At 37.2% G+C, this 25,438-nt stretch carries 23 protein-coding genes and 2 riboswitches; of the genes, 5 read left to right on the top strand and 18 right to left on the bottom strand.

Annotation, left to right across the window (positions count from 1 at the left end; all coding sequences use genetic code 11):
- Positions 1 to 57 precede the first annotated feature (57 nt).
- The 3 genes from ACTNDN_RS16220 (at position 58) to uvsE (ACTNDN_RS16210) (ending at position 3,803) form a co-directional block, all read left to right on the top strand.
- Positions 58 to 1,704, top strand: a complete 1,647-nt coding sequence (locus ACTNDN_RS16220) for an ABC transporter substrate-binding protein (RefSeq protein ID WP_031538974.1) — start codon at positions 58 to 60, stop codon at positions 1,702 to 1,704.
- 138 nt (positions 1,705 to 1,842) lie between these two features.
- On the top strand, positions 1,843 to 2,796 hold the full coding sequence (uvsE, locus tag ACTNDN_RS16215; protein WP_031538976.1) for a UV DNA damage repair endonuclease UvsE: 954 nt from the start codon (positions 1,843 to 1,845) through the stop codon (positions 2,794 to 2,796).
- 38 nt (positions 2,797 to 2,834) lie between these two features.
- Complete coding sequence (gene uvsE, locus ACTNDN_RS16210; protein ID WP_441131519.1) at positions 2,835 to 3,803, top strand: UV DNA damage repair endonuclease UvsE; 969 nt, start codon at positions 2,835 to 2,837, stop codon at positions 3,801 to 3,803.
- A gap of 26 nt (positions 3,804 to 3,829) precedes the next feature.
- On the opposite strand, the gene ACTNDN_RS16205 is transcribed toward uvsE (ACTNDN_RS16210), so the two are convergent.
- Both ACTNDN_RS16205 and ACTNDN_RS16200 read right to left on the bottom strand, forming a co-directional pair.
- Complete coding sequence (locus tag ACTNDN_RS16205; RefSeq protein ID WP_441131517.1) at positions 3,830 to 4,261, bottom strand: pyridoxamine 5'-phosphate oxidase family protein; 432 nt, start codon at positions 4,259 to 4,261, stop codon at positions 3,830 to 3,832.
- 42 nt (positions 4,262 to 4,303) lie between these two features.
- The gene (locus ACTNDN_RS16200; protein WP_441131515.1) at positions 4,304 to 4,663 is read right to left on the bottom strand and encodes a carboxymuconolactone decarboxylase family protein; all 360 of its coding nucleotides are present in this window, start codon (positions 4,661 to 4,663) and stop codon (positions 4,304 to 4,306) included.
- A 164-nt stretch (positions 4,664 to 4,827) separates the two neighbouring features.
- Between ACTNDN_RS16200 and ACTNDN_RS16195 the strand changes: the two genes are divergently transcribed.
- Positions 4,828 to 5,091: a transcriptional regulator SplA domain-containing protein gene (locus ACTNDN_RS16195; protein WP_441131513.1), complete on the top strand. Its 264-nt coding sequence runs from the start codon at positions 4,828 to 4,830 to the stop codon at positions 5,089 to 5,091.
- Positions 5,088 to 6,116 carry a spore photoproduct lyase gene (splB, locus tag ACTNDN_RS16190; protein WP_441131511.1) on the top strand — a complete coding sequence of 343 codons (1,029 nt, stop codon included), beginning with the start codon at positions 5,088 to 5,090 and terminating at the stop codon, positions 6,114 to 6,116. The genes ACTNDN_RS16195 and splB overlap by 4 nt, the downstream gene beginning before the upstream one ends.
- Positions 6,117 to 6,384: 268 nt before the next feature.
- Here the strand turns inward: splB and ACTNDN_RS16185 are convergent, their stop codons facing one another.
- The 16 genes from ACTNDN_RS16185 to dcuS all read right to left on the bottom strand — a co-directional run bounded on the left by ACTNDN_RS16185 (position 6,385) and on the right by dcuS (position 25,253).
- Entirely contained in the window at positions 6,385 to 6,930 is a 546-nt protein-coding gene (locus ACTNDN_RS16185; RefSeq protein WP_441131509.1) for a DUF6155 family protein, read from the bottom strand.
- Between the two features lie 161 nt (positions 6,931 to 7,091).
- On the bottom strand, positions 7,092 to 7,904 hold the full coding sequence (locus tag ACTNDN_RS16180) for a PHP domain-containing protein (RefSeq protein ID WP_441131507.1): 813 nt from the start codon (positions 7,902 to 7,904) through the stop codon (positions 7,092 to 7,094).
- 12 nt (positions 7,905 to 7,916) lie between these two features.
- Positions 7,917 to 8,993 (bottom strand): ABC transporter ATP-binding protein, encoded by a 1,077-nt coding sequence (locus ACTNDN_RS16175; protein WP_441131505.1) that lies wholly within the window; start codon positions 8,991 to 8,993, stop codon positions 7,917 to 7,919.
- The gene (locus tag ACTNDN_RS16170; RefSeq protein ID WP_441131503.1) at positions 8,980 to 10,710 is read right to left on the bottom strand and encodes an ABC transporter permease; all 1,731 of its coding nucleotides are present in this window, start codon (positions 10,708 to 10,710) and stop codon (positions 8,980 to 8,982) included. The genes ACTNDN_RS16175 and ACTNDN_RS16170 overlap by 14 nt, the downstream gene beginning before the upstream one ends.
- A 27-nt stretch (positions 10,711 to 10,737) precedes the next feature.
- On the bottom strand, positions 10,738 to 11,778 hold the full coding sequence (locus tag ACTNDN_RS16165) for an ABC transporter substrate-binding protein (protein ID WP_441131501.1): 1,041 nt from the start codon (positions 11,776 to 11,778) through the stop codon (positions 10,738 to 10,740).
- Positions 11,771 to 12,580 (bottom strand): 5'/3'-nucleotidase SurE, encoded by an 810-nt coding sequence (surE, locus tag ACTNDN_RS16160; protein WP_441131499.1) that lies wholly within the window; start codon positions 12,578 to 12,580, stop codon positions 11,771 to 11,773. The genes ACTNDN_RS16165 and surE overlap by 8 nt, the downstream gene beginning before the upstream one ends.
- Complete coding sequence (locus ACTNDN_RS16155; protein ID WP_441131497.1) at positions 12,577 to 13,359, bottom strand: sugar phosphate isomerase/epimerase family protein; 783 nt, start codon at positions 13,357 to 13,359, stop codon at positions 12,577 to 12,579. Before ACTNDN_RS16155 ends, surE begins: the two co-directional genes overlap by 4 nt.
- A 365-nt stretch (positions 13,360 to 13,724) precedes the next feature.
- Positions 13,725 to 15,362: a pyridoxal phosphate-dependent decarboxylase family protein gene (locus tag ACTNDN_RS16150; RefSeq protein ID WP_031538996.1), complete on the bottom strand. Its 1,638-nt coding sequence runs from the start codon at positions 15,360 to 15,362 to the stop codon at positions 13,725 to 13,727.
- A 37-nt stretch (positions 15,363 to 15,399) separates the two neighbouring features.
- Entirely contained in the window at positions 15,400 to 16,767 is a 1,368-nt protein-coding gene (locus ACTNDN_RS16145) for a sodium-dependent transporter (protein WP_031538997.1), read from the bottom strand.
- A 124-nt stretch (positions 16,768 to 16,891) separates the two neighbouring features.
- Positions 16,892 to 16,976: riboswitch (cyclic di-GMP riboswitch) on the bottom strand.
- A 98-nt stretch (positions 16,977 to 17,074) separates the two neighbouring features.
- The gene (locus ACTNDN_RS16140) at positions 17,075 to 18,268 is read right to left on the bottom strand and encodes a methyl-accepting chemotaxis protein (RefSeq protein ID WP_048716385.1); all 1,194 of its coding nucleotides are present in this window, start codon (positions 18,266 to 18,268) and stop codon (positions 17,075 to 17,077) included.
- Positions 18,269 to 18,315: 47 nt separating this feature from the next.
- Positions 18,316 to 19,026 (bottom strand): hypothetical protein, encoded by a 711-nt coding sequence (locus ACTNDN_RS16135; protein WP_031538999.1) that lies wholly within the window; start codon positions 19,024 to 19,026, stop codon positions 18,316 to 18,318.
- A 58-nt stretch (positions 19,027 to 19,084) separates the two neighbouring features.
- Positions 19,085 to 19,453, bottom strand: coding sequence for a hypothetical protein (locus tag ACTNDN_RS16130; protein WP_441131494.1), 369 nt, complete (start codon positions 19,451 to 19,453; stop codon positions 19,085 to 19,087).
- 114 nt (positions 19,454 to 19,567) lie between these two features.
- Positions 19,568 to 19,654: riboswitch (cyclic di-GMP riboswitch) on the bottom strand.
- A 236-nt stretch (positions 19,655 to 19,890) separates the two neighbouring features.
- Positions 19,891 to 21,594, bottom strand: a complete 1,704-nt coding sequence (locus ACTNDN_RS16125) for an NAD-dependent malic enzyme (RefSeq protein ID WP_048716382.1) — start codon at positions 21,592 to 21,594, stop codon at positions 19,891 to 19,893.
- A gap of 193 nt (positions 21,595 to 21,787) precedes the next feature.
- Positions 21,788 to 22,756 carry a 2-keto-3-deoxygluconate permease gene (locus tag ACTNDN_RS16120; protein WP_031539004.1) on the bottom strand — a complete coding sequence of 323 codons (969 nt, stop codon included), beginning with the start codon at positions 22,754 to 22,756 and terminating at the stop codon, positions 21,788 to 21,790.
- 186 nt (positions 22,757 to 22,942) lie between these two features.
- A complete protein-coding gene (locus ACTNDN_RS16115) occupies positions 22,943 to 23,650 on the bottom strand; it encodes a response regulator (protein WP_441131491.1) in 708 nt (235 codons plus the stop codon).
- Complete coding sequence (dcuS, locus tag ACTNDN_RS16110) at positions 23,643 to 25,253, bottom strand: DcuS/MalK family sensor histidine kinase (RefSeq protein WP_441131539.1); 1,611 nt, start codon at positions 25,251 to 25,253, stop codon at positions 23,643 to 23,645. The genes ACTNDN_RS16115 and dcuS overlap by 8 nt, the downstream gene beginning before the upstream one ends.
- Positions 25,254 to 25,438: the final 185 nt, after the last annotated feature.

The raw sequence follows: 25,438 nt of genomic DNA, 5'->3' as shown, positions 1-25,438 counted from the left end.
AATAATTCTAAAAATAGACAATTAATAAAACAACGTCCCCTTTTAGGAGGAAAAAGGATGGATAACAAATTACTTACACTTTGGAGATATTATCCTTCAGGCAGTATTCGAATGGAGGAAATTTCTGAAACCTTGCAATTGAGCTCGAAACAAACAACACGTTATTTAAAAAAATGGATGGAGGAAGGCTGGCTATCCTTTACACCCGGACGAGGACGCGGAAACATTTCAACATTGGTATGGAAAAAAGAGGTGGAAAGTTCTTACGAAAAAGAGGTTTTAAAGCGAATTGATCTGGAACCAGTAGAACAAACAAGCAAATACTTAATGTATAATTGGTCCACAAACAGCAAAATGAGGTTAATGAATAAATTTCATACAAAACTTGGCTTTGTCCAAGAGTCGAATGATAAATTAATCGTACCAAAAAGATATCCATTCCATTCCACCCATCCACTTGAAGCTGGGGATGTCTTCAGTGCCCATTTAGTGGCAAACGTGTTTAATCGGCTTGTCACTCATACAGAAGAAGGGAAAGTATTACCTGAAATTGCCCATAGTTGGGATAGCACCACTTCTAAACTAAGACTCTATTTAAAAAAGGATATTAAATTTCATGACGGTTCCGTTTTGACAGCAAATGATGTGGCCGAATGCCTTGAAAAACTTCGGACACATGCTTATTACAAAGATTTATGGACACCTGTCAAAAGTATCGAAGTAAAGTCTCCACTTATACTGGATATTATCCATCCCAATGGATGCACCTATATCCTTCCTATGCTTAGTATGATGTGTGCAAGCATCTATAGAGAGACGAATGAAAAAATATTGGGCACCGGTTACTTCATCCTTCAACAAAACATCGATAAAAAAACAACTTTAACTGCTTTTCAAGATCATTTTCGAGAGAGGCCATTAATTGATGTAGTAGAATTCATTCAAGTTCCTGAGGATTTTAAAGGAATCTATCATTCTCCTATGGAAAAGGATACCTCTTCCTCCATCGAAGTAGAAAGCGACTCGGGGTTTGGTATCATCGTAATGAACTCCTGTAGAAATTCTGCTATTAGACAGAAGCGAGTAAGAGATTACCTCCATTGGATTATCGCTAAAAATCGTCACACAATTGGTGACCTAAGTTCAAGACTAATACCGAATGATAAGAGTATAATAGTCGGTCAAAATCAACAGCTGACTATTTCTGAAGTAGAACGGCCAACATTTTCTAAACCCATTGTGATAAGAGGTGCTAGACATACTGCTAATACCACACAATGGCTTGCAGAAATATTCGCAAAAGAAAAAATCCCTATAGATATTCAATGGTTTTCCTTTGCTGATATATTAACAAAGCATCCTAAGACATTAGATGTAGATCTTTTCGTACATGGAGAAGTTTTTGAATTCAATCAAGATTTTTCCTTTTACTATTTTTTAATGAATGGGTTTTCTCCTCTTTCCCAAATGATAGCAAACAATGGAACACTTACAAACTTAATGGGAAAATATAAGGATACACCATTTGAACAATGGACAGCTTTAAACCTAGAAATCGAAAAAAAATTGATTAATCAATCGATTATGATTCCACTTTATTATCAAAAGCGATATATTCCATTTTCAACCGATATAAGCAATATTAAAATTAGCCATTTTGGCTATGTAGATTTTTCAAAAGTATGGGTTCGGCCGAAAGAATGAGTGGTATAGGAAAGACACAATCTCAGGATTTTTTTAATGAAATGCATTATTAACTTAGTAAAACAGCACATAGAGTTCCAGAAGATATGGCAATATAAAAAGATACACTGCTGGACTCTATGGAAAGGAACTAAACAGATGAAGATTCGCTTTGGCTATGTGGCAAATGCATTAGGATTATGGGATGCAAGTCCTTCAAAGGCTTTAACCTTCTCTCGATATTCAGCCCTTCCTAAACAGGAAGCCACAGAAAAGCTACTTGCTGTTACGGCTCAAAATTTAAAAAATACGAAAAGAATTCTCTACTATAATGCCGCCAATGAGATTTCATTGTATCGGTTATCCAGTTCGTTAGTGCCATTAGCAACTCATCCAGAGTTAGAATGGGATTTCATTACTCCCTTTAAAGAGCAATGGAGAGAACTTGGCCAATTAATTAGACAATTTAAACTTCGGGTTAGTTTTCATCCCAATCAATTTACACTTTTTACTAGCCCTAGAGAAGAAGTAACCATAAATGCTGTAAAGGATATGGAATTTCATTATAAAATGCTAAAAGCCATGGATGTACTCGATACTAGTATCATTAATATTCATATTGGTGGGGCATATGGAGATAAAAATACTTCTTTACGTCGATTTCATCAGAATATAAAACAATTGCCTGTAGAAATCAAAAATCAAATGACGCTTGAAAATGACGATAAAACGTATAACGTGAAAGAAACACTGATAACTTGTGAACAAGAAAACATTCCGATGATTCTTGATTATCATCATCATATGGCAAATAACGAGGATATAGATTTATCTCTTTATTTAGAAAGAATTTTTAACACATGGAATAACAAAAAAATGGTCCCTAAAGTACATATTTCTTCACCAAAATCGATCCAAGCCTTTCGTTCTCATGCTGACTTTGTTTCCATTGACTTTGTACTCCCCTTTTTAAAAATGGCAAAAAATCTTAAACAGGATTTTGACATTATGATAGAAGCAAAACAAAAAAACCTTGCCATGTTGAAGCTGATTGAGGACATCGCATCTATTAGAGGAGTAAAACAGACTTCTGGTGGAACGATAGAATGGTAGGAATGACTTTTGAATTATATATTAAGAGGTGACATCTATTGACCATTGTCCGACTTGGATACGTTGCGATGAGCATGATTGTAAAAAATTCATCCCCATCAAAAACAATGACATATACTCAATTTCAGAAAATCGAGGATCGGGAAGCAGCACTCCGTAAGTTAGAACGGATTGCCTTACAAAACCTCCAGAATACCCTTCGCCTCTTAAGGCACACTGCAGCTTCCGATATACATTTTTATCGTTTAACTTCAAGGCTTATTCCGTTGGCAAACCATGAGGAACTTCTTGATTGGGATTATATGAAACCACTAAAGGAACCTATAGGAGAATTGGGGGCATTTGCAAGAAAACACAAAATGAGAATCGATTTTCATCCTGATCACTTTGTTCTCCTTAATTCGCCTCAGAAGCATATTTTGAAAAACTCGATTAAAACGTTAAAATTGCACTATTTATTATTAAAAGGGATGGGCATAGATACAATGCATCGATGTGTCATGCATGTTGGAGGAAATTACAAGGACACAGAAGAGTCTTTAGAACGCTTTATCGAAAATTGGATGCTTGTCCCAAGATCACTTCAAACCATGATTATGCTTGAAAATGATGATACCTCCTTCACTTTTGAGAATACACTTTACTTATGTGAAAAATTAGGAATTCCGCTTGTATTTGATTATCACCACCATCTTGCTCACCATTCTAATAATCCCCATTGGGAAAGTAACTGGGACCGGGTCATCCAAACATGGAGAGATTCTCCTCTCCCCATTAAAATGCATATTTCGAGCCCAAAAAGTGATAAACTTTTTCGGTACCATGCCGATTATATCGATATAAATATGTTCTTCAATTTTCTAAAAAAGATTAACGGAAGTGTAAGCCAAATCGACTGTATGATTGAAGCGAAAAAGAAGGATGTGGCACTTTTTAAACTTATGGAAGAAGTTAAATTACGAGGGGACGTGGAGATTATGGATGGCTCTTCTTTCCGACTAAAATAAAAGGAAAGAAGAGTCTGTTGAGTGATTCATTCATTTTCTAACAATAACTCTTGGGGCGGTTCACCGTGCATATTTAAAATCCGAACCACTTCAGGAGTTATTTGGAGATATACATAGTTTGGATCTTCAGGCCCTTCAAACCATTCTTGAAAAGAGTCATCCCAAAACTGTTTTTTTAATGTTTCTGTATTGTTAATAGCAGACTTCCCAGTTATTTCAATATACGTATCACTTTGTCCCTTTTCTTCATATCCTAACAATACAGAAACGTACGGATTTTTTTCGATTTCCTCTATCTTTTCTGTGTCCATTTGAGTTGGTGTATATAATGTTAAATCATCATTGTAATATGTCATATATCGTGAGTGGGGTTTATTATTTTCAACAGATGAAAGTATTCCTGTCCTATGACCTGAGATAATTTTAATAGCCTGATTTTTTATGTCTTGATTTGTCATATTCTGTTCTGCTCCTATTTTATTGTTAATTTTCTACTTCTATTAGTGCTCTAATCGATTTAATTCCTGAATGCATTCTTGAACTAGTGTAACCCCTTGACTCATAGTTGCTCCGCCTCCAAATGCAGCAGTTACGCCCACAGCTTCTAAGATTTCCTGTTCGGAACAGCCTTGATCCAAACATCCCTTTGTATGATAAATAATACAGTACTCATCCTGCGAATAAAGGCTGATTCCTAAAGCAATTAATTGCTTTTGTTTTTGAGATAAAGCTCCTTCTCCAAAACATGCTTCTGTAAAAGCATTAAATCTACTTGCAAATTCAGGCATCTTCCCAGTAAAATCACCAAGCCCTTTTTTATACGTTAACAGTGTAGTTTCGATTGAATTTCTAGCTTCCATTTCTTAAACGCTCCTTTTTGTCATAGTGTACATCAGCATTATTATGAGCAAAAATAGAACGATTATAAGCGGATTTCACTTCCCATCACTTCCAAAAAAAGTAATACATAATTAAAGAATCCAAGGTGAAAAATCTTAATAGATTGAATGTAGAAAGTGAGTGAATGACACTGTATAGCGAAAACCAAACTTTTCAAGCCGGAGACATCGTCTATGTATTTTATAGAAACCCACATACCCAAGATGTAGCTAATATTCAAGCTGCAGCTATAGTTAAAAATCCTGACGATTCCAATCAATTATCTTTATTTTTATATGAAAATTACTATCCTCTCTCAAACGAAGTCGCGGTATACACGACAGAAGAAGAAGCTCAACAAGCTTATTCTTACTATTATGGAGATGATTCGGAAGGGAGATTGGAATGATTAAGCCCTTCACTCCAAAGCTGGTCTATTTTGAACCAGAAGCATTAGAGTATCCATTAGGAAAAGAACTGCTCGAAAAGTTTGAAAAAATGAATGTAGAAATTCGGCACACTACTTCCCATAATCAAGTTAGAAACCTTCCTGGAGACAATGATTTCCAGCGTTACCGGGTAGCAAAATCAACCCTTGTTGTCGGTATTCGCAAGACGCTCAAATTTGACACCTCCAAGCCTTCTGCTGAATACGCCATTCCTTTTGCAACCGGCTGTATGGGACATTGTCACTATTGCTATTTGCAAACAACGATGGGAAGTAAACCTTACATCCGTACCTATGTAAATGTTGACGAAATTTTAGAAGCTGCCGATAAATACATGCAAGAGCGCGCTCCAGAATTTACTCGATTCGAAGCATCCTGTACATCCGATATTGTCGGCATTGATCATTTAACCCATACCCTTAAACGTGCGATTGAGTATTTTGGACAATCAGAGTACGGAAAATTGAGGTTCGTAACAAAGTTTCATCATGTTGATCACTTACTTGATGCCAAACATAATGGAAAAACCCGCTTTCGTTTTAGTGTAAATGCTGATTATGTCATCAAGCATTTCGAGCCTGGGACCTCTCCTCTAGTAAAAAGAATCGAAGCTGCTGGAAAAGTCGCAAGAGCTGGATATCCCCTTGGATTTATTGTGGCACCAATTTATCTCCATGAAGGCTGGGAAGAAGGATATCTTCACATGTTCGAACGACTAGATGCTGAGTTGCCTGCCGAAGCAAAAAAAGATTTAACATTCGAGTTTATCCAGCACCGTTTTACAAAACCAGCCAAAAGAGTCATTCAAAAAAATTATCCGATGACAAAATTAGAGCTAGATGAAGATAAACGAAGGTATAAATGGGGTAAATACGGGATTGGAAAATATATTTATCAAAAAGAGGAAGAAGAAGATATTAAAGATCATCTTCATTCCTATATGAAAAAATTCTTTCCTGATGCTAAACTAGAATATTTCACGTAACTAGTGTTACTGAAATGGTTACTTGATATAAAGATGTTTAAAGTTGCCACTTCACTTTAAACATAGCGGCAACTTTCTAAATATTTTATTCAAAAATAAGCAATTCTTTTTAAATGGCTGTTTTCTAAAAGAGTGTTTCTTTTTCTTAGAAATAACAAATTAAATAGAAATGCTGAACTTTTGACTCCATATGGTAAGCAAAGTGGATTCATAGTAACAAACTTTACGAAAACAGCCTTTTAAATAGATTACTTTTTCTTATTCCATCTCATTCATCTTCTTCCAGCCAATCTAAAGAATAATAAATAGCACAAATATCATCATGATAACCCCATCCAATTCCATCTGTTTCACTGACAATCAAATAAAGACGATCTTTAAAAATGTTGTAAAATTCCTCGCTCTTATTGCATTCATTCACTACTTTGTTATACATTGAAACCATACTATTATAGAATTTTTCCTCTATATCACCATATGTATTGGTAAATTCTGTTCCAGTTTCAACAAAGTACAACATCAAATCTATTGTTTTACCATCATCAGAGGAAAGTTTCTTAAAATTTGAAATCGCATCTCTTGCTACTCCCAATCGCATTTTCGCAAAACCGCGCTCTGGAAAGAATTCATCTCTCACTATCTTTTTGGTTCTCTCATACAAGTCTTTAATGGCTTCTTCTCCTATAAACTTATTGGACAAATACTGCTGAACATCTTTATTAATTTTATACATCTCTGAAATTAACTGAATTAATTCATTTTGTTCCAACTGTTTTAGTTCTTTTTTTAGTTGATTTAGTTTTAATAATGCCATTTGTCCACCGTTCCTTTTCTATAAATTATTGCAAATGCAAATAGAATTTTCCAAAAGTGTTCTTCCTAAAAAACGTAAAAAGCTTTACTTTTATTTAAAGCAAAGCTTCACTAAAATGCAATTAAATTTCTCTATAAACAACACTATAATTTATCTAGATGCTAAGGAACCATATTACCAAACCACGCTAGAATCTGAGGATCTTCTATCTCCACACTCCCAATCGGAAAAGGATTTCGTGATTCTGGACCATGAAAATCACTTCCTCCAGAAATAAGAAGATTCCTTTCGACCGCTAATTTTCTCCAACAGTCTTGATCCTCCTTAGAATGTTTGGAGTGATAGACTTCGATTCCATCCAATCCAGAATCGATCAAGTGCTGAACATTAAATTCATGCTTATAAATTCCAGGATGAGCAAGAAAGGCAAGACCACCAGCCTCATGGATTAGCTTAATGGCATCCACTGCGGAAAAACTCCCTCTTTCCTCAAAGCCAGGTTTCCCCTTTTTTAAAAGTTCTTCATACGCCTGTTTACTGCTGTGAAAGTATCCTGCTTCCACTAACTCATCTGCAATATGTGTTCTAACAAGAACTCCCTTTCCCACACGTGCAAGGCAATTTTCAAAAGAAATGTTAAATCCAAGCGTCTTTAATTTTGCTACAATTCTTTTTCCCCATTGCAACCGATCTGCCACTCTCCAAGAGACATGTTCTCTTAAGCTTGGATTCTCTGGATCAAAGTTGTAGCCTAAAATATGAAGTTCTCCTAAAAGACCATCTGTATTTAGTTCAATGCCCGGAATAATTTTCAAGCTATTAACATTATGGGATATTGCCTCTTCATATCCAACTAAAACATCATGATCGGTAATCGAAATGATTTTTATTCCCTTTTTTATACTATCTTCTACTATCTCACGAGGGGTCCAGGCACCATCTGAGTATTCAGAGTGAATATGTAAATCAATCATTCTATTTCCTCCCTACCTGCTACCTACTAAAACAGCTTTTTGGGCTGTGCCAGTATATATTTTTAATGAAACAGAGTCACCTGGTAGAAACCTTTTTTCAAAAACAGAAGCATAAACATTAATCGTCTCTTCACCTGATTGAATACTATAATGAATTTCATTCCCTTGGAACTGGGCAAATTGAACAATTCCTATCATCTGATTCTGCTCCACCTCCCCAAGCTTCCATTGCTCCGGGCGAACAGGATAAAGATTTTGAGCTTTTAATTCCTTTGAAATGCCTATGTCTGACCAAGAAACAGCAGGGAAATCAGCTGGAATAAATCTATCCTCATCCACCCACTCCCCTTTTATTAGATTGCTTTTCCCAACAAAAGTGGACACAAATACAGACTCCGGAGCGTTATAAATACTTTCAGGTGTACCTATCTGCTCTATCTTCCCATGATTCATCACAACAATTCTATCAGCCATCGCCAATGCTTCCCCTTGATCATGGGTGACATAGATAATCGTTGTACCCATTTTTCGGTGAATCGCGCCAATCTCTCTTCTCATTTCCATGCGAAGCTCTGCATCAAGCGCACTTAACGGCTCATCCATCAAGAGAAGAGATGGCTTTGGAACGATTGCCCGAGCTAATGCAACACGTTGTTTTTGCCCACCGGAAAGTTCAGCAGGATAACGATCTTTCAAATGAGAAAGGCCGACCAATGCCAATGCATCAGAGACCCTTTTTGCCTGCTCCTCCTTGGCATTTGTTTTGCCAAATCGATGATGCTTAAGCGGAAATCGAATATGCTCTTCTACTGTCATATGTGGCCATAATGCAAAGGATTGAAACACCATACTAATATTTCGTTTTTCGGGTGGCACGAGTTTACTGGAGCTTGCTGCTATTTCATCGTCTATGGAGATTGTTCCTTCTGTTGGTTTCATAAATCCTGCCAAAAGCCGTAGCAATGTCGTCTTCCCGCATCCAGAAGGACCAAGAATAGCGATAAATTCTCCGTTCAATAGTTCCAAATCAATATTCTCTAGAGCTGTATAATTGCCATAATTCTTTTTTAACCCATCAATTCGAATCACTCTTCATCACCTTCTTCTTCCATATTTTTTCAAATAGAACAAACAGAATCCCCATTGTTATTACAGCTGTTACGATTAATGTTGAAAATGCAGTGGAATAAGTGGAGTATCCAGCTTGCTCAAAACTAAAGATGACAACACCAATCGTTTCCGAACCACTTGACCATAAAAGACTTGAAACAGTAAGCTCCGTAAGGGCAGTCAAAAACACCAGAGCGGCACCACTTAATACTCCCGGCAAAAGCAGCGGAAAAAGAATGCTTTTCCATTTAACATAGGCCCTTGCTCCAGAAGTTCTTGCTGCTTCCTCCATAGAAGGATCTATTTGCGAAAAGGCAGTCAGACTTCCTCGCATTTGCAGCACGGTAAAACGGGTTATATAAGCAATCAGTAAAATCCATATCGTTCCATAAACTCCTGGTTGAAAGCCTGGGAACGGCTGAAGCCACATTAAAATAATAGCCAAAGCAAATACCGTTCCTGGCAAAGCATACGGAATGGTGACAATGATTTCCGAAGCCTTCACAAAAAAGGATGGCTTTTTAAAGCGAATATAGGCAATCGCTGTTCCGATAACCATACAGATCAACATAGTAGCAAGTGCGAGGGTTACACTATTTCCTATTGCTGAACCGGTTTTAGCATCTTCAAATAGCAGGTAGCGGTAATTTTTCAAAGAAAGATTTTCCCATGAAAGCGATAATCCATATGCCCTGATAAAGGAGGTAGAAGCCATAACAATCAACGGCACAAGGGTTGTGAGCAATAAGAAGACCCATAATGCCAGCTCTGCTACATTCCTCCAGCCTCTCGTGAGATAATATCTTGGCTCTGTATCTCTTGCAGTTGTTTCACTTACATTGCTTTTTCTAATTATTGCCCACTGAACTACAGTACCAATTAACGCAATCACGCCAAGAATAACCGAAAGTACAGCTGCTCTGGAAAAGGCAGATGGTCCATATCCAATGATTTGTTCATAAATATACGTACTTAATACGCGAATATTTGCAGGAATACCAAGGAAAGCTGGAATGCCAAAGTTATCAATATTAGATAGAAAAGCAAGAATACCACCACTAGCGATTCCTGGCAGTGCCATTGGAAGAATAACTTTTCGAAAAACAACTCGACCAGATGCTCCGGAAGTGCTAGCAGCATATTTGAGTTCTCTTGGAATACGACGAAATACCTCCACACTCATCAAATAAACAAGAGGATAATGAGAAAGCCCAAGTACAAAAATGATTCCTCCCATGCTGTACAAATTAACAGATTCATTAAATAGAAACTGAATGGGACCATTTCCTCCAAAAAACTGAACCCAAGCAAGTGTTGATATATAGGAGGGGATTAAAAACGGTAAAAAGATAAGCAGTTGCAGCCATTTTTTTGCCCGGATATTTACATAAGCCATTGTAAAGGCAAGCCCTACTCCTAAAACTAAGGAAAGCAATGTACTGGCAATTGTAATAATAATCGTATTTTGAATCGTCCTCCATGTTGCCTTTTCTAACAGTACTTCCTGATAAAGCATAAGACCAACTTCTTCTCCATTGGCTACACTCAGCCAAACAAGACGACAAACAGGAAGTAAAAATACAAAGATAAGCAACAGAAAACCGGAAACGCCCCACCAATTACGGGTAAAATAAGAAAAGGAGAACGGAGATAAAGCGTCCGTTTTCCTTTCTGAACTCTGAACTTGTGAGTTCATTCTGTCCACTCCTTCTTAAAAAGTGTTCTATTCGCTGATAACTGTTTCAAATTCCTTTTTATCAGCATCTCTTGTCTTATACAATTCCTGAACATTTGCCGAAATGACCTTTATTTCATCAATCGTTTTTAGTCCTTCAGGAGCTTCTACCCCTTTGCGAATTGGAGTATAGCCAAGCTCTGAAGCAAGCTTTTGCCCCTCTTCAGAAAGAACAAAGTCAACAAAAGCCTTTGCTGCCTCTAGATTTTGAGCATCCTTCATGATTCCAATTGGTTCCGTAATAACTGGCACACCCTCATCAGGATAAACAAGTTCAACTGGAGATCCTTCTGCCTTAGCACGTGTAACAAGATAATCAACAATCATTCCATAGTCTGCTTCTCCACCAGCAACTCCTTTAAGTACATCTCCATTTCCTTTAGTTACCGTTACATCGTTTGCAGCAATATTGTTGTAGAAATCCCAGCCAAATGTATCTTGACGCGTAAACACGCCTAAATTATAAGCAGCAGCACCTGAGTATAACGGACTTGGCATAATAATTTTCCCTTTTGCCTCTTTAGAAGTCAGTACATTCCAGCTCGTAGGCATATCTTTTACATTTTCGGTATTTACAACTAAGCCGGTTGCCATAACCTTTGTTCCAAAGTAAGTATAATCTGGGTCAATAAGGTCGGAAGGGATTTCAGCAGCTTCTTCTGTTTCATATGCTTGAAGCATATCTTCTTCCTTTAAGCTTTCAAATGTTACTGCATCCGCAACCAACAGTACATCTGCCTGAATCTTCCCAGCCATTTTTTCCGCTTTAATTTTTGAGATTACTTCTTCCGTACCTGAGCGAAAGGTTTCTACCTTTACATCAGGATATTTAGCTTGAAATTCTTCTACCAATTTGGCAGCATCTGCATCCGGCTGAGAAGTATAAAAATGGAGAGTGCCCTCTACCTTTGCGTCTGTAGTATCCGTATCTTCTGAAGCATTACTTGTCTCACGGCTTTCCTTACTACCGCACCCTGCAGCAAAGGCCATCAAGATTCCAATTATTAAAACAAGCATCCATTTACGCATAATCTATTTCCTCCTCATCTGTACTAGTAAAATTTAAATGGGCAAACCATCTTTCAATTTGTTCTTGTTTTCTTTTATGAAACGTTCTAAACTCAATCGGTGATACAGTGACAAACCCGTTTCTTAGTAAAAAGTAATCACTATCTGTCTCAAAATCTTTCATATTATGTAGCTGATCCTTCAACCAGTAATAGACTTGTCCATGTGGATCATTTAAGCCTACATAGGAATAGCGGGCAACTTTCATATCAAGTGGAATAATGCGGACTCCCTTACACATTTCCCTTGATAAATAAGGTAGATTTACGTTCAAGAAAACCCCCTTTGGAATCTTGTTCTGTAGAAGCACCTCCATAAGAGGATAAAATAGCCTTTTTACCTTTTCATAATTAATGTCCTTGTCAGAAAAGGCATTTAATGATACTGCCACAGCAGGAATGCCGTAAAGTAATCCTTCTATAGCCCCAGCCATTGTTCCTGAGTAATAAAGGTCACGACCTAGATTTGGTCCAAGATTTATTCCGGAAATAACAAAGTCAGGCTGCTGTTTCATTAATACTTCCATCCCCAGCTTCACACAATCTGCTGGTGTTCCATTAACTGCCCAACAACCTTTTACACCAGGAAATAGGGGAAGTGGCTTTGCCTTTAAAGGCACTCTCAACGTAATCGAATGACTGACTGCGCTTCTTTCCTGATCTGGACAGACCACATATACATCAGCAAAATGCTGCAACACTTCAACCAGCGCCTGAAGACCAGGAGCAAAAATGCCATCATCGTTTGTCACTAGAATCTTCATTGAGGCACCTCCTTCTGTATTTCCAGGCTTTTTAAATAGTGAAGATTATGCTTCCACCAATTTAGATTTTCCGATGCATCGAAACCTTCGACCACTACGGGGAGAGATGTGATAGCAAAAAACTCTCTCAGCATATTACGATCTAGTATGCCAGTACCAAGGGGAACATGTAGCTGACTTTCGGTATTATCACTAACATGAATTTTGTCCACATTTATTAAGTCGGCAAAGGCACGCCCGGGAGCTCCCTCCGAAATATGAGCAACATCAAAGGTTGTTTTCAGTTCCGGTATAAAGCTTGCAATCAATCGATTCATCGTATTAGGGCTTGTCACAAATTCCTTTGCTTTTACCTCCATTAATTCTATGCTAAGGGTTTTCTTATACTGCTTCGCTGTTTCTATTAAAGTAAAAATAGATTCCATCATTAAAGTCTCATATATTTCCTGTTTCATTTGGGGAAGAGTCAGCCTCCCTGGGTGGAATGTAATAGAGTCTGCACCTATCTCATCTGCTAGCTTAATGGAATGTTGAATTTGCCTTACAGAGCTTTCTCTTATTTCTTTTTCTATAGAGCAAATGTTCAAGTCCCAGCTTGCGGCATGCATAGTCAGGTTGATAGACTGATCTAGATTCGCTTTACGGATTTTTTCTGGATTTGTTCCGTGAAACCATACCTGCTCTGCCCAAACCTCCAATCCTGATAATTCATTCTTTTTGGCAATCTGTACCACTTCGTCTACTGGATAAGCCCAAGCTAACGTTGAAGCAAAATGCATAAAACTCCCTCACTCCTTTGATAGAATTATTAACAATGTTGTTTCTTCTATAATTAAATTCTAGAAAATAAATATAAAGGTACTTTGGGGAGTAATGTAAAATTATTATTAATAAGGCGCAGGAGATTTTTTGAGAGATGTTTGATTTATCAATAAAAACGATATCTTTTGTAAAGTGAAAGTAAACTTTTTACATTACGTTAAAATGCACGACTAATTATGAGAATGATTATTTACAGCATTTTTTAAATCTAGATATTTACAGCGGAAAAGAAGCAAATTTTTCACAATGTAAAAAATCCTCCTGCTATGGCAGAGGGATTTAAATCTAACTTTATATTCAAGAACAATTCTTATATTCCCTTTTAATAAACAACTACCTTTTTCATTTTCAAGAAAAATTCAATATGCTCTCTTAAAAATTCAACATAACGATCTACCTCTTCCATCGTTGAATAAGGAGAGATTGTGAAAAACTTATGTGCATATATAGATACTCGCTTATTGGAATCGGCTGCTTCTACAAGACGCTGTTTTTTTGTATTTCCAAAGAAGACGGTATCTCGTTCAGCACCAATTATTTCGGCAAACTCGTCATTAAATTGATTAATTTCATTTATTTCTTCCACTGTTAAAAGTCCACCTGATTCATCCTTCCATTTAGAAGTTTCAGGATAAAAGCGGAATGTTGTAATCGGCGAAACTTCATTCGTAATTGCCACATTTGAAATTTCCCTTGTTAACGTCTCTCTAAATTTCATATTAACGCGAAGATAGTTGGCTAGAAGCTTTTGATACCCTTCCATCCCAAATGCTAATAAAGATGCATAGATGGAAAGAGCACTTCCCATTCGCGAACATTCTAATGTGTAGCCTGTATGATAGCTTCCATAGCCACGATTCCCAACATACGGAGTTTCCTCTTCGTCTAAATCAACATACTTCAGATTCTCTCTATTTTTAATTAAAAATAAACTCGTAATATACGGAGTTTGACCTAGCTTATGAAAATCAAAGACCATACTATCTGCAAGCTTGATCTGCTTAAACTTCTGCTGGTAGGATTTCAATACTACCTTAACATTGTCTTCCAATTGAAGTGGGTTATTATCAAAGCCGTACGCATTAAAGAAGGTGTACAATCCTCCCATTGCTGAGTCGGCATGAATATAGATGGGGCTAAGACCATGCTTGCGCTCTAGCTCTTCCGCTAGATGCTTCATGGCCTCTATATCATCAATCCCAAATGTATCAGTTGTTCCCATTGTTGCAAGTATATAAAGTGGAACACCGCCTTTTGAAATTACCTGCTCCATTTTTTCTTTTAAATCTTGGAGATTCATAGAATGATCCTGATTCACCTTCACACGAATCATGTTTTCTACCCCAATCCCCGTTGCTTCTACAGATTTATACAAGCTGTAGTGGGATAACTCTGAACAGAAGCAATAAAGATTTTTCGGAATCCCCTTTTGATTAGAGGAAGGTGCATAACGGGCAATTGCAAGGCGTAAAGAATTAAACACCGCTCCTTGTCCTCCCCAAGTTGTATATCCAGCACTTAGATTTTCATCATAGCCAATTAGCTTGGACAGCATACTTGTTATTTCGACCTCCGCTGTAGCGGCCGCCGGACCTTCTACATCCCAAAGGTTGTTCCCATTGACAAGCACCATAACTAAATTCCCAATGATACTAGCAATATTCGGAAGGGGCGCCGCATTGGCTACATAGTTTCGATTTACATATCGATGTCCTTCCACTAATTTTAGAAGCTTCTGCATCACTTCCTCCATGGATACACCCATTTTCGGAACATCTGCCTTTTCAATAACACGATTATAGTAGTCCTCTGTGTATTCTGGCATTTCTCCTAGAGTTAGTTTGTTAGGATCCTTTAATTCATCTATTTTCGTTAAAATGGTTTTAAAGTAGGACAATAATTCCTCTCTTTGAAAGTTGTTCCCGTCCATGCTTGGGAATAATTGTTGTATTTCCTTCATTATTTGACCTCCGTGATGTTCTTGCTAGAAGTAGCTTTTATTTAAACAAAGCTATAATCCAATCTGATAATCCTGCCGCATCTAAGAAAACGACAATAATCGCAATGGGAACGATGTACTTCAACAGAAAATAACAAATGGAAAAGAATGTGTATCTTACATTCGATCCTTGCTTTAATTCCGCAAATAAATCTTCTCTTGGAATTTTTCGCGATACAAAAATCGCGATTAATAAGGCACCTAATGGCATTAAAATATTACTAACCGTGTAATCCATCAAATCAAAAATAGTCTTATTAAAAAGATGGACATCTGCAAGTACACCATAAGATAGACAGGATGGAACACCAACAATAAAAATCAGCATCCCAATTATCCATGTACTTTTCTTCCGTTTACTTGCATCATTTTTCGTAACTGCTGATACTATAATTTCAATCATAGAGAATGCTGAAGTGAAAGCGGCAAATAAGAATAATAGTAAAAATGCCAAGAAGAAAAGCATCCCAAAAGGCATATGGGCAAACACTGCAGGTAAAACCGAGAATATTAAAACCGGCCCTGCATTCGGTTCCATGCCAAAGGAGAAAACACCTGGAAAAATAGCTAATCCCGCTAATAAAGCTATAACAATATTTAAGATAATAATAGAAATAGCTGATTGAGGTAGATTTTGTGTTTTAGGTAAATAAGAAGCATATGTAAGCATAACCGAAACACCTAAAGATAATGTGAAAAATGCTTGCCCAAGGGCAAATAGGATACTCTCAGATGTCAGCTTTGAAAAATCTGGTACAAGTAAAAATTTCACACCCTCCATTGCTCCATCCAAGCTTAAAGAACGAATCACTAGTATTAAAAACAAAAGCAATAACGCTGGCATCATCACTTTACTTGCTAACTCAATCCCTTTTTGAATCCCTTGAGCAACGACAAGGATTGTGACAAGCATAAATACAAGCTGTGCCGCAATAGTCGGATATGGGTTAGAAATAATGTCGCCAAAAAGCTCTCCATATTGATCCTGAGTCAATCCAGCTAATCCACCGCTCAAAAGCTTCACAATGTATAAAATAATCCAGCCACCAACAACGCTATAAAATGATAGCAGTAAAAAGCTTGTAAAAACACCGAGTTTCCCGATAAAGTTCCACTTTGGATTTAATGCTAGCTTGCCATATGTTTGAACCGGATTACTTTGTCCCATTCTCCCAATCATAAATTCTCCTAATAATAAGGGCATTCCCAATACTAATGTAAAAACTAAAAATAATAAGAGAAAGGCTCCGCCGCCACCTGTTCCAGCTACATAAGGGAATTTCCATATAGCTCCTAATCCTATCGCTGATCCAGCTGCAGCTAAAACAAATCCTATTTTTGATTTCCATTGCTCTTGTTGTGCCATTTCTACTCCCTTTCCTTTTGAATACTATCCTTCTGCTACGATAGACAAATCCAAATAAAAAAAGTCCACACCAAGGAGGACGTAAAAAAGCAATATATTGCTTGATTAGTAACTATCCAACCTTTTCGGCAACCCGGCTACCATAGAAGTACTTCTTTAGGCCCGCAGCTTTGCGTCCTCATCTTTCAATGAGTTTGCTATTTTCGAAGGAATATTACAAAATACTTTATTAAAATAAATTATTTCAATTAATCTACAAATGAAAGCTTCTCACAAGTTTAATCACCTATGAGAAGCAGTTTCCAACTTAACTGGCTACACTACCCTTACCTTCAATTTGTTGACCCACTTCTGTTTCAACACCCTGATTCCACGTAGAAAGTAGTTTGTCTACATCATTTTTCAATTCCAAAAGATTCTCCGCTTCCTGAACTAGTTTTTGAATCGTTTGTAGCTCTCCATCACTAATCCCGATTAATTCCTCAAACATTTCAACAGATTCTCGCGAAATAGCCGCTATCTGAACAATCGTTGTCATGATTTGTTGAGAAGCCGAGGATAATTCTTCTGTGCTCGCAGAAGAATTTTCATTATTTTCAGCAATGACCTTTGTAGTAGAGAGAATTTGTTCGAACATCGTACCAACTTCTAAAATATTCGTGTTCGTGTCTTTAAACTCTTCTGTACCCTGCTGCATTGAATTCACAACTATCCCTGTTTCCTCTTGGATATTTCTTACAATATTTGATACTTCAGAAGATGATTGACGGGACTGTTCAGCCAGTTTTCGCACCTCATCAGCTACGACTGCAAAACCTTTACCATGTTCCCCCGCACGAGCTGCTTCTATTGCCGCATTCAATGCCAATAAGTTAATTTGCTCAGATATTCCTGTAATTACCTTTACAATTGTACCAATTTCTTGAGACTTTTCTCCAAGCTTATTAATGGCATGAAAGGTTGTATTGATTGTTTGGTTAAATTGCTCCATTTTTTCTAAAGAGTCCTTAAGCTTTACATTTCCTTCTTGCGTCAATTCTAAAGTAGTATTAGACTGTTCCGAAATTTGATTGGACCTTATCGATAAATCTTCGATGGCCTGGGCCATTTCTTCCATTGATAGGGCGCTTTCCTCTGTTGCTACTAATTGTTTTTGTAATCCTCTACCTACCTCATCGATTGCTGCTCGGACAATATCAGCTTTCTCCATAGCATTTTCACCAATTCCAGCTAGATTTTCTCCTTTTGTATGGACATTTTTTGAAAAAGAAAAAAACTTTTCCCTTACACGATCTAAAAACGCAATTAGTTCATTAAATGTAATATGATAAGAACTTGTCCCATCTACTTTGCCACTTCTATTTCCTGCAGCTATTTCTTTCATCCCGTTTATTATTTCTTTGTTAATAGATGGATGATGTTTCAGCGAAAAATATCGGTAAGCAAAATACACTGTTGTTCCCAATAAGATAACAATAATAGCTAATAATATAGCCTCCATAATAAATAACTCTCCTATTTATAAAATTTAATTAGACTGCTGAAAGTTTAAATTTCTTTAATAATTATATAAGTGCCGTCAGCAATCGTTGTAGGAATATCTTTTAATCTACTATTCTCTTGATATTTATGAACAATATAATTTCCTTCTACATCTTTATATTTTTCCATCTCGTAATATTTCTCCATCACACGTATAGATTTAGGATTTGTCGCTTCTGCTAAAACAGCCTTCAATCCTTGTGAAGAGGCTTTCGTTATTAGTGTGCTTCCTAATTGCTTAATAACATCGTGACGTTCCTGTTCGGCAGTTACACCTAACATGAATAAATGCAATATTTCTCCATCCTTTAGCTCTCTTCCATTTCGTTCTTTATAATCTGCTAGGAAACGTTTATCTACATCTTCTAAAACATGTAGAATAACATTCATATCAGAAAAAGAACCTTCAAACACATCTTCTCCAATAATCTCTGGCGCATTTATATCTCCAGCTAGAACACCAACAACCTGTTGATTACTATCTAAAGCGACTGCACAATATCCTTGCTCCACAGTAGATTCTATATATTCTTTCGTAAACTGATAAAAATCTTCATAATCTATATTTAAAAGACCTACCATTGGCTCTTGAACCAACTTCCCTGCTATATTCAATCCTATAAATGAGCTTGCAAGACAGTCAGCTGCCTTTTCAATCAAAGCCGTTTGTCCTTTTGATAGAATTTCATATGTATATAACGTTTGTACTTGTTGCACTTGATGACTCCCTTTTCAATTAAAATATATAACTCTCTTAAAATAATTTATACCTAACTTACATAGAGTGAGATACTTGATCAATAATTTTACCTGCGAACTCAATTCTTTCTAAGGCATTTCTAATTTGCACTTGGGCAATTTTAGAAGAAGGCTTTACAACAAGAACTTCCTTAAAACCTAAGCCAGAGTAAAATTGCATCGTTTGTTCCAATTGTGGTACAACTTTTGATGGGACTGGTGTTTGGTGAGTAGCATCCACAACAAAGGTATAATCTCGTCTTGACACTTTATTAATCGTCTCTTGCAAATCCACCATATATTCCTCTGCGTCTTCCTCTCTCATCAATCCATGAACCTGTACATGGATTTCTTTCGAGCCTTCATTAATCGCCATTTTATACTTCTTTTTGTCTACTACAATCATATCTATTCTCCTTTTCCTTATATCCATGTTTTCATCTTTTTTCCAAGAAGTCCAAAATAAATAAAGCTATCCCAGGAATAGACAGGGATAGCCAAATAATCGTTGGTGGTTATTTCTGGCAACCCGACTATCATTATCCAGAAGGATTTTAGACTCGTAGCTTTGCGTCCTTACCTTTCGATAAGTTTGCCTTTTTCAATTTTAGAAAACTTCAGTACTATTTTCACGAATACAAATCACTACTTCATTATAAAGAACTTGTCATTTTTTGTCGATACTAGTATTTTTTATTCATATCAAATATACAAAAATAGTACTAATTACTCTATTCCGTTTCGCAACCACAAAATAAAAACCCCTTCCTCCTAAAATGTCGAAAATACGACAATTACTAGGAGGAACAGGCCAATATAGATTACTAATCTATTATTATGTCATTAAACATTTGCCCAAATACCGACACTCTTTATCTCCTTATACTCAGGCTGCCAAACAGCATCGACCACGGCTTTTGGAATATCTGTAAGCTCCACTCTTGCTATCCCTTCGTTTAGAGCAGCCTTTGCTACTTCTATTGCAACATAGATAGATACATCATGTAATTTCTCAACCGAAGGAAGCAAGGAAGCTCCAGGTTGGTTGGGTTCACACATCTCAGCAACTGCATTTGCTGCTGCCGCAAACATTCCTTTTGAAATAACTTGCGCTTTTGAAACAATGGCTCCAAGCCCTAGTCCTGGGAACACAAATGCGTTATTTGACTGACCGATCTCATAGCAAACACCGTTATATTCTACATTGGCAAAGGGGCTTCCTGTGGCAATTAGCGCCTTACCATCCGTCCATTTAATCAAATTTTCTGGAACTGCTTCCGCAAGTTGTGTAGGGTTGGACATTGGCATGATAATTGGACGTTCCACATGCTTTGCCATCTCTTTCACAATTTCCTCCGAAAAAGCTCCCCCTTGGCCGGAAGTACCAATGAGGATGGTTGGTTTCACCCTTTTCACCACTTCCAATAATGAAATGATTCCGTCCTCATTTTGATCCCACTCCTTTACTTCCTCCGCTTTTCTTACATAAGGCATTTGGAAATTCAGTACATCTGGTGTTTCATCTGTCAGTAGCCCTCGATAGTCAATAGCCCAAAAATGATCATAAGCCTCTTTTTTTGTTAATCCTTGATTTTCCATGGCATCAACTATTTGGTCTGCGTTACCGAGACCACCAGCACCCGGTCCAAAGACAATAATACGTTGATCCTTCAGAGAATCTCCTGTAACTTTTAACGCAGACATAACAGCAGCAAGTGTCACAGCACCTGTTCCTTGGATGTCATCATTAAAGGTAAGGATTTTGTCACCATATTTATCCAAGATATTTCGTGCATTTACATTTCCAAGATCCTCCCAATGAAGAAGTACTTCTGGGAAAAACTTTCTTGAAGTATGAACAAATAAATCAATGAAATCATCGTAACGCTCACCACGGACACGAGGGAACTTATTACCAATATAGATAGGGTCTTCAATTAAAGACTGATTGTTCGTACCAACATCCAATACAACCGGCAGAACACGGCTTGGATCAATACCAGCTGCCGCTGTATATACTGCTAGTTTACCTATTGCAATATTAATACCGCCTACTCCTTGATCCCCTATACCGAGGATACTTTCAGAGTCCGTAACAACGATTAAGTCAATGTCATTTCTGGACTTCCCTAGATTATAAAATGCTTTTTCAACCCCTTCAGGGTGATCAATGGAAAGATACAATCCATCTGGACGATGGTAGCTATGAGAGTATGACTGGATAGCATCACCGACAGTTGGGGTATAAACGATTGGAAGCATCTCTGCTAAGTGTTCTTTTAAAAATCGATAATACAAAACGACATTTCGATTATATAAATCGTTAAGCAAGCCGTATTTAAAAAGATTGGTGGTCCGCATCGAATATTGCTCATAGATTCTGTTTACTTGTTCTTCAAGTGTAAGTACTTGTGGCGGCAATAGACCATCAAGTCCCAGATTTTCTCTTTCCTCTTTCGTAAAAGCAACACCTTTATTTAAAAAGGGATTGGAGAGAATTTCTTTTCCTTTTAATGTTGTGATAATTACATTTTCAGACACACTCATAGTGGTAGATCCTTCTTTCTATATGAAATTAAACTATTAACCTTACATTCTCAAAAACAAATTTCTTCCTTCTCATATTAATACTGATTGCTATTTTCCACTAGGATATTTAATTTAAATTCATTATTTTGTAACGAACAATGCAGCAAGTAACCAGGATTGCTTTCCTCTTTATTTCATTCCCTATCCTTATTTATGCTGCTGGTACAATCGAATTCTTAGCTTTTTTCTTTTCCGATCTTTTATAAACATAGCTAACAATAATTGGACAGATGATTGCAGATACTACGCATGCTGCTGCAACTTGGGCAGTAGCTGCTGGTGCTATAGAAGCTAATGTTGGGTCTGCAGCTGCAACAACTGCTGGTGTAGCTACAGCATTTCCTGCAGTTGATCCTGTTGCTAAACCAACGATAGGATTTTCTTTAAATAACTTTAAAAGGAAGTAAGCCCCAATTCCAGTGAATGCAGCTATCAATCCTAGTAATAAGCCAGGGCCTCCCGCTTCTATTATCGTCCTAAGATCCATTCCTGCTCCTAATGGGAAGGAGAAGAATGGGATTAATAATAATTTACTGCTTCCTAGAAACTTTCTCATATCAGGATCAATATTTCCTAAAATCATTCCTATTAATATTGGGATTAATACTCCTACAAGCGCATGAAATGGAATGGAAGCAAGACCAGAAGCTCCTAATGCAACTAATGTAAAAAATGGACCGTCTTTTAAAGAAAATAACGCATATGCTCCTACATCCGTTTCATCACCATAGGAGGAAGCAAGTGATGCGTACAAACCACCATTAGCATTTAATAACGCTGCAAGAATGGCTAAAGGGGATAATCCTAGAATTCCAGCTGGCCCAAAGATTATGGCTACTGCAATCCCTATACCTGCCCCTACTATAAATTTTCCTGATAGTAAGATTGCCCCTTTTTTAATTGCCTTTGGAGCTAATTTAAAATTAATTTGCGAGCCAATTAAAAACATAAAACATGCCAAAATGGTCGATGATGCTTCTTTACTAAATAATGCCGTAGTAAAATGATCAATTTCTAAAAATTGCGGGAAAAATGTGTTCGTTAATACCCCTAAGAATAATGGAACAACCATCATCCCACCTGGAATTTTATCAAGCGTTTTCTTAATCGGAATATGCATACTTTATCCTCCTAAAAAAAGTTTATATTATTACTTGTGAGGAAGCGATCTAAACATTTTGATTGGACCACGAATCCCCTTTTGTTTTTACATGTTCATCATACCCTCCGGTTAAACGCTTTCATAGTTTGTGTAAGTTTAATCATTCTTTTTGTAAATAAAAAAGTAAGCGGTTTCCAAACCTGCTTACAAAAAGTTTTTTATTAAGTGTTCCTTCCAGTAATTATATTCATGTTGATAAACAGGCCTTCCAATCGTTCCATAGATAACCTTCACTTCAAGTATTCCTAAATCCTTTAGGAAATTAAGATACTTTCTAGCAGATACTCTTGATATTCCAACAACATTTGCTACATCATCCCTTGAGAAAGGTGCTTCCTTTAATTTCTGAATCGCATCCCATATTTGCTTCAGGGTATCTTTTGTTAACCCTTTTGGCAGTTCCTCTACAATAACAGCCTCTTCTCTATGTAAAAGGAAGGAATCCAGTTCTTGTTGACTAATAGAATCCCGCTTATCCGTCATCCTAGTTTGCTCAAGGTAAGTAGTGAGAGCAGCATTAAACCTTTCAAACTCAAAAGGCTTAATTAAATAGTCGACAATACCCTGCCTTAAGGCTTTCTTAATTCGTTCAAAATCCGAGGCTGCCGATATAATGATAACATCAATTTCAAGTTCATTTTTTCTAAGATAGGCTAACAGTTCTAATCCGAGCTTGCCTGGCATAAAAATATCTAAAAGAATCAGCTGTACTTTTTCTTTTTTCAATAAAGCGATCGCTTCATCTACTGAATTAGCTGTTTGTGCCAATTGAAATCCATCTATTTGCGAAAGGTATCGTTTATTTATTTCTGCTACCATCGGATCATCTTCTACAATCATTACATTAATCATTTCTCCTCACCTCCGCTTTATAAGGTATATACACGGCAAAAGTTGTCCCCTTTCCAGGCTTTGACGAAATAATGAGATCCCCTTCCAATCTTTCTACTGCTTGCGTTAAAAGAAACAAGCCAAATCCTCGATTATTTCCTTTAGTAGAGAAACCTTTATCAAGAATTTTATTTTGAAGGGAATTCGTCATTCCCATCCCTGTATCTTTGACTTCAATGGTCAAAATCTCTTCTGCATAATCCAATTTAAGATCTACCTTTTTGTTTATACTATCTACACTCGCCTCAATAGCATTATCAAGGATATTCCCAATAATCGTGATTAGTTCATGGGTAATTTCCGGGTTTGCAGGCTTTGGAAGTTTATTTTCACAATCAAAGTAGAGCGAAACTCCAGATTCTCTGGCAAAGCTTAACTTACCAATCAGAAACCCAGCAAGAACAGGATCTTCGACTTTCTTCGTAACAAAGCCAACTTCTGTTTCCCGATGATTTACCGTTTCACTTACATAATTAGCAAGTGTATCGTATTGTTCCGTCCGAACGAGACCAAGGATAACATGAAGTTTATTCATAAATTCATGTGCTTGGGCACGGAGAGCATCCGCATAATTACGTACACCTGTCAATTGTTCAGCCAATTGCTGGACCTCTAATTTTTCACGGAATGTTGCAATAGCACCCACTACTTGATTTTCCACAACTACTGGTACCCGGTTTACTAAAATAGTCACACCATGCAAGTTCTGCTCTTGGTCCAAATCCATTTCAGCCGATTTTATAATGCGTGTTAACCGAGTATCTGGCAAATAATCTTCAATATTTTTACCAATAGCATTCTCATCAAGACCCGCTTTTTGAAAAAGCTTACTAGCTGCCTTATTAACAAGGGTGATTTTGCCCTCCTGATCTATTGCTATAATTCCCTCGCGTACAGACTGAAGCATAGAACTACGCTCTTCTAGAAGCTTAGCAATAGCAAAAGGCTCAAGTCCTAACAGAATTTTTTTGAAGTATCTTGCCAGAGACACGGCCCCAATTACACCAATCAAAGTCCCAATCAATGTTCCCATAAAGATGCCCATCCGTCCTTTATGGACAGCCTCTGTCACACTCTTTAAAGAAATTCCTACAGCAACTGCGCCGATTTGTTCTCCTTCTTCGTTCTTGATAGGAGTAAACGCTCGCATGGAATGGCCAAGCGTTCCCTTAGAAATGGAAACATACTCCTTTCCCTCCAGCACTGGACCTTCATCTCCTCCGCTGAAGTGCTTCCCCACTTTACTAGGTTCCGGGTGGGATAGACGATTTCCGTCCATATCCATCACAACAACAAAGTTAACATTTGTTTGTTCTTTTATTTCATTTGCAAAAGCTTGAATTTCTGTCTGGCTACCTTTTCCTTCGAGAACCTCTTTCGCCTGTGGAGTAACGGCCACCATCCTTGCAACATCCAATGCCTTCTCTTCCTGTGTTCCTTCTACACTGGAGGTTATTCCTTTACTTATAATCAAATCGGTTATTAAAAGGGATAACACAACAACAATACATACAAAAATAATAATAATGACTTGTAAGTATGAGTAAAATGTTTGTGGGAGAATAAATATCCTTTTTGTCTAGTTGGGGGACGCGTCCCCCAACTAGACAAAAAGGCCACCAAGCGAGAGCGCGGTAGCTGGAAAAAATGAAGCATTAAAAAAGAGAGCTTCCTTTTGTAAAGTAGAATTTGGCGAAAACTACGAAAAGGAGAGGCTCTCATGAATCAATGTAACACAAAAATGCCATC

The sequence above is a fragment of the Niallia sp. HCP3S3_B10 genome, assembly GCF_052064465.1.
Classification (GTDB): domain Bacteria; phylum Bacillota; class Bacilli; order Bacillales; family Cytobacillaceae; genus Niallia; species Niallia hominis.
The sequence above is the reverse complement of the archived record's forward strand: the minus strand, read 5'-3'. Positions and strand labels throughout refer to the sequence as shown.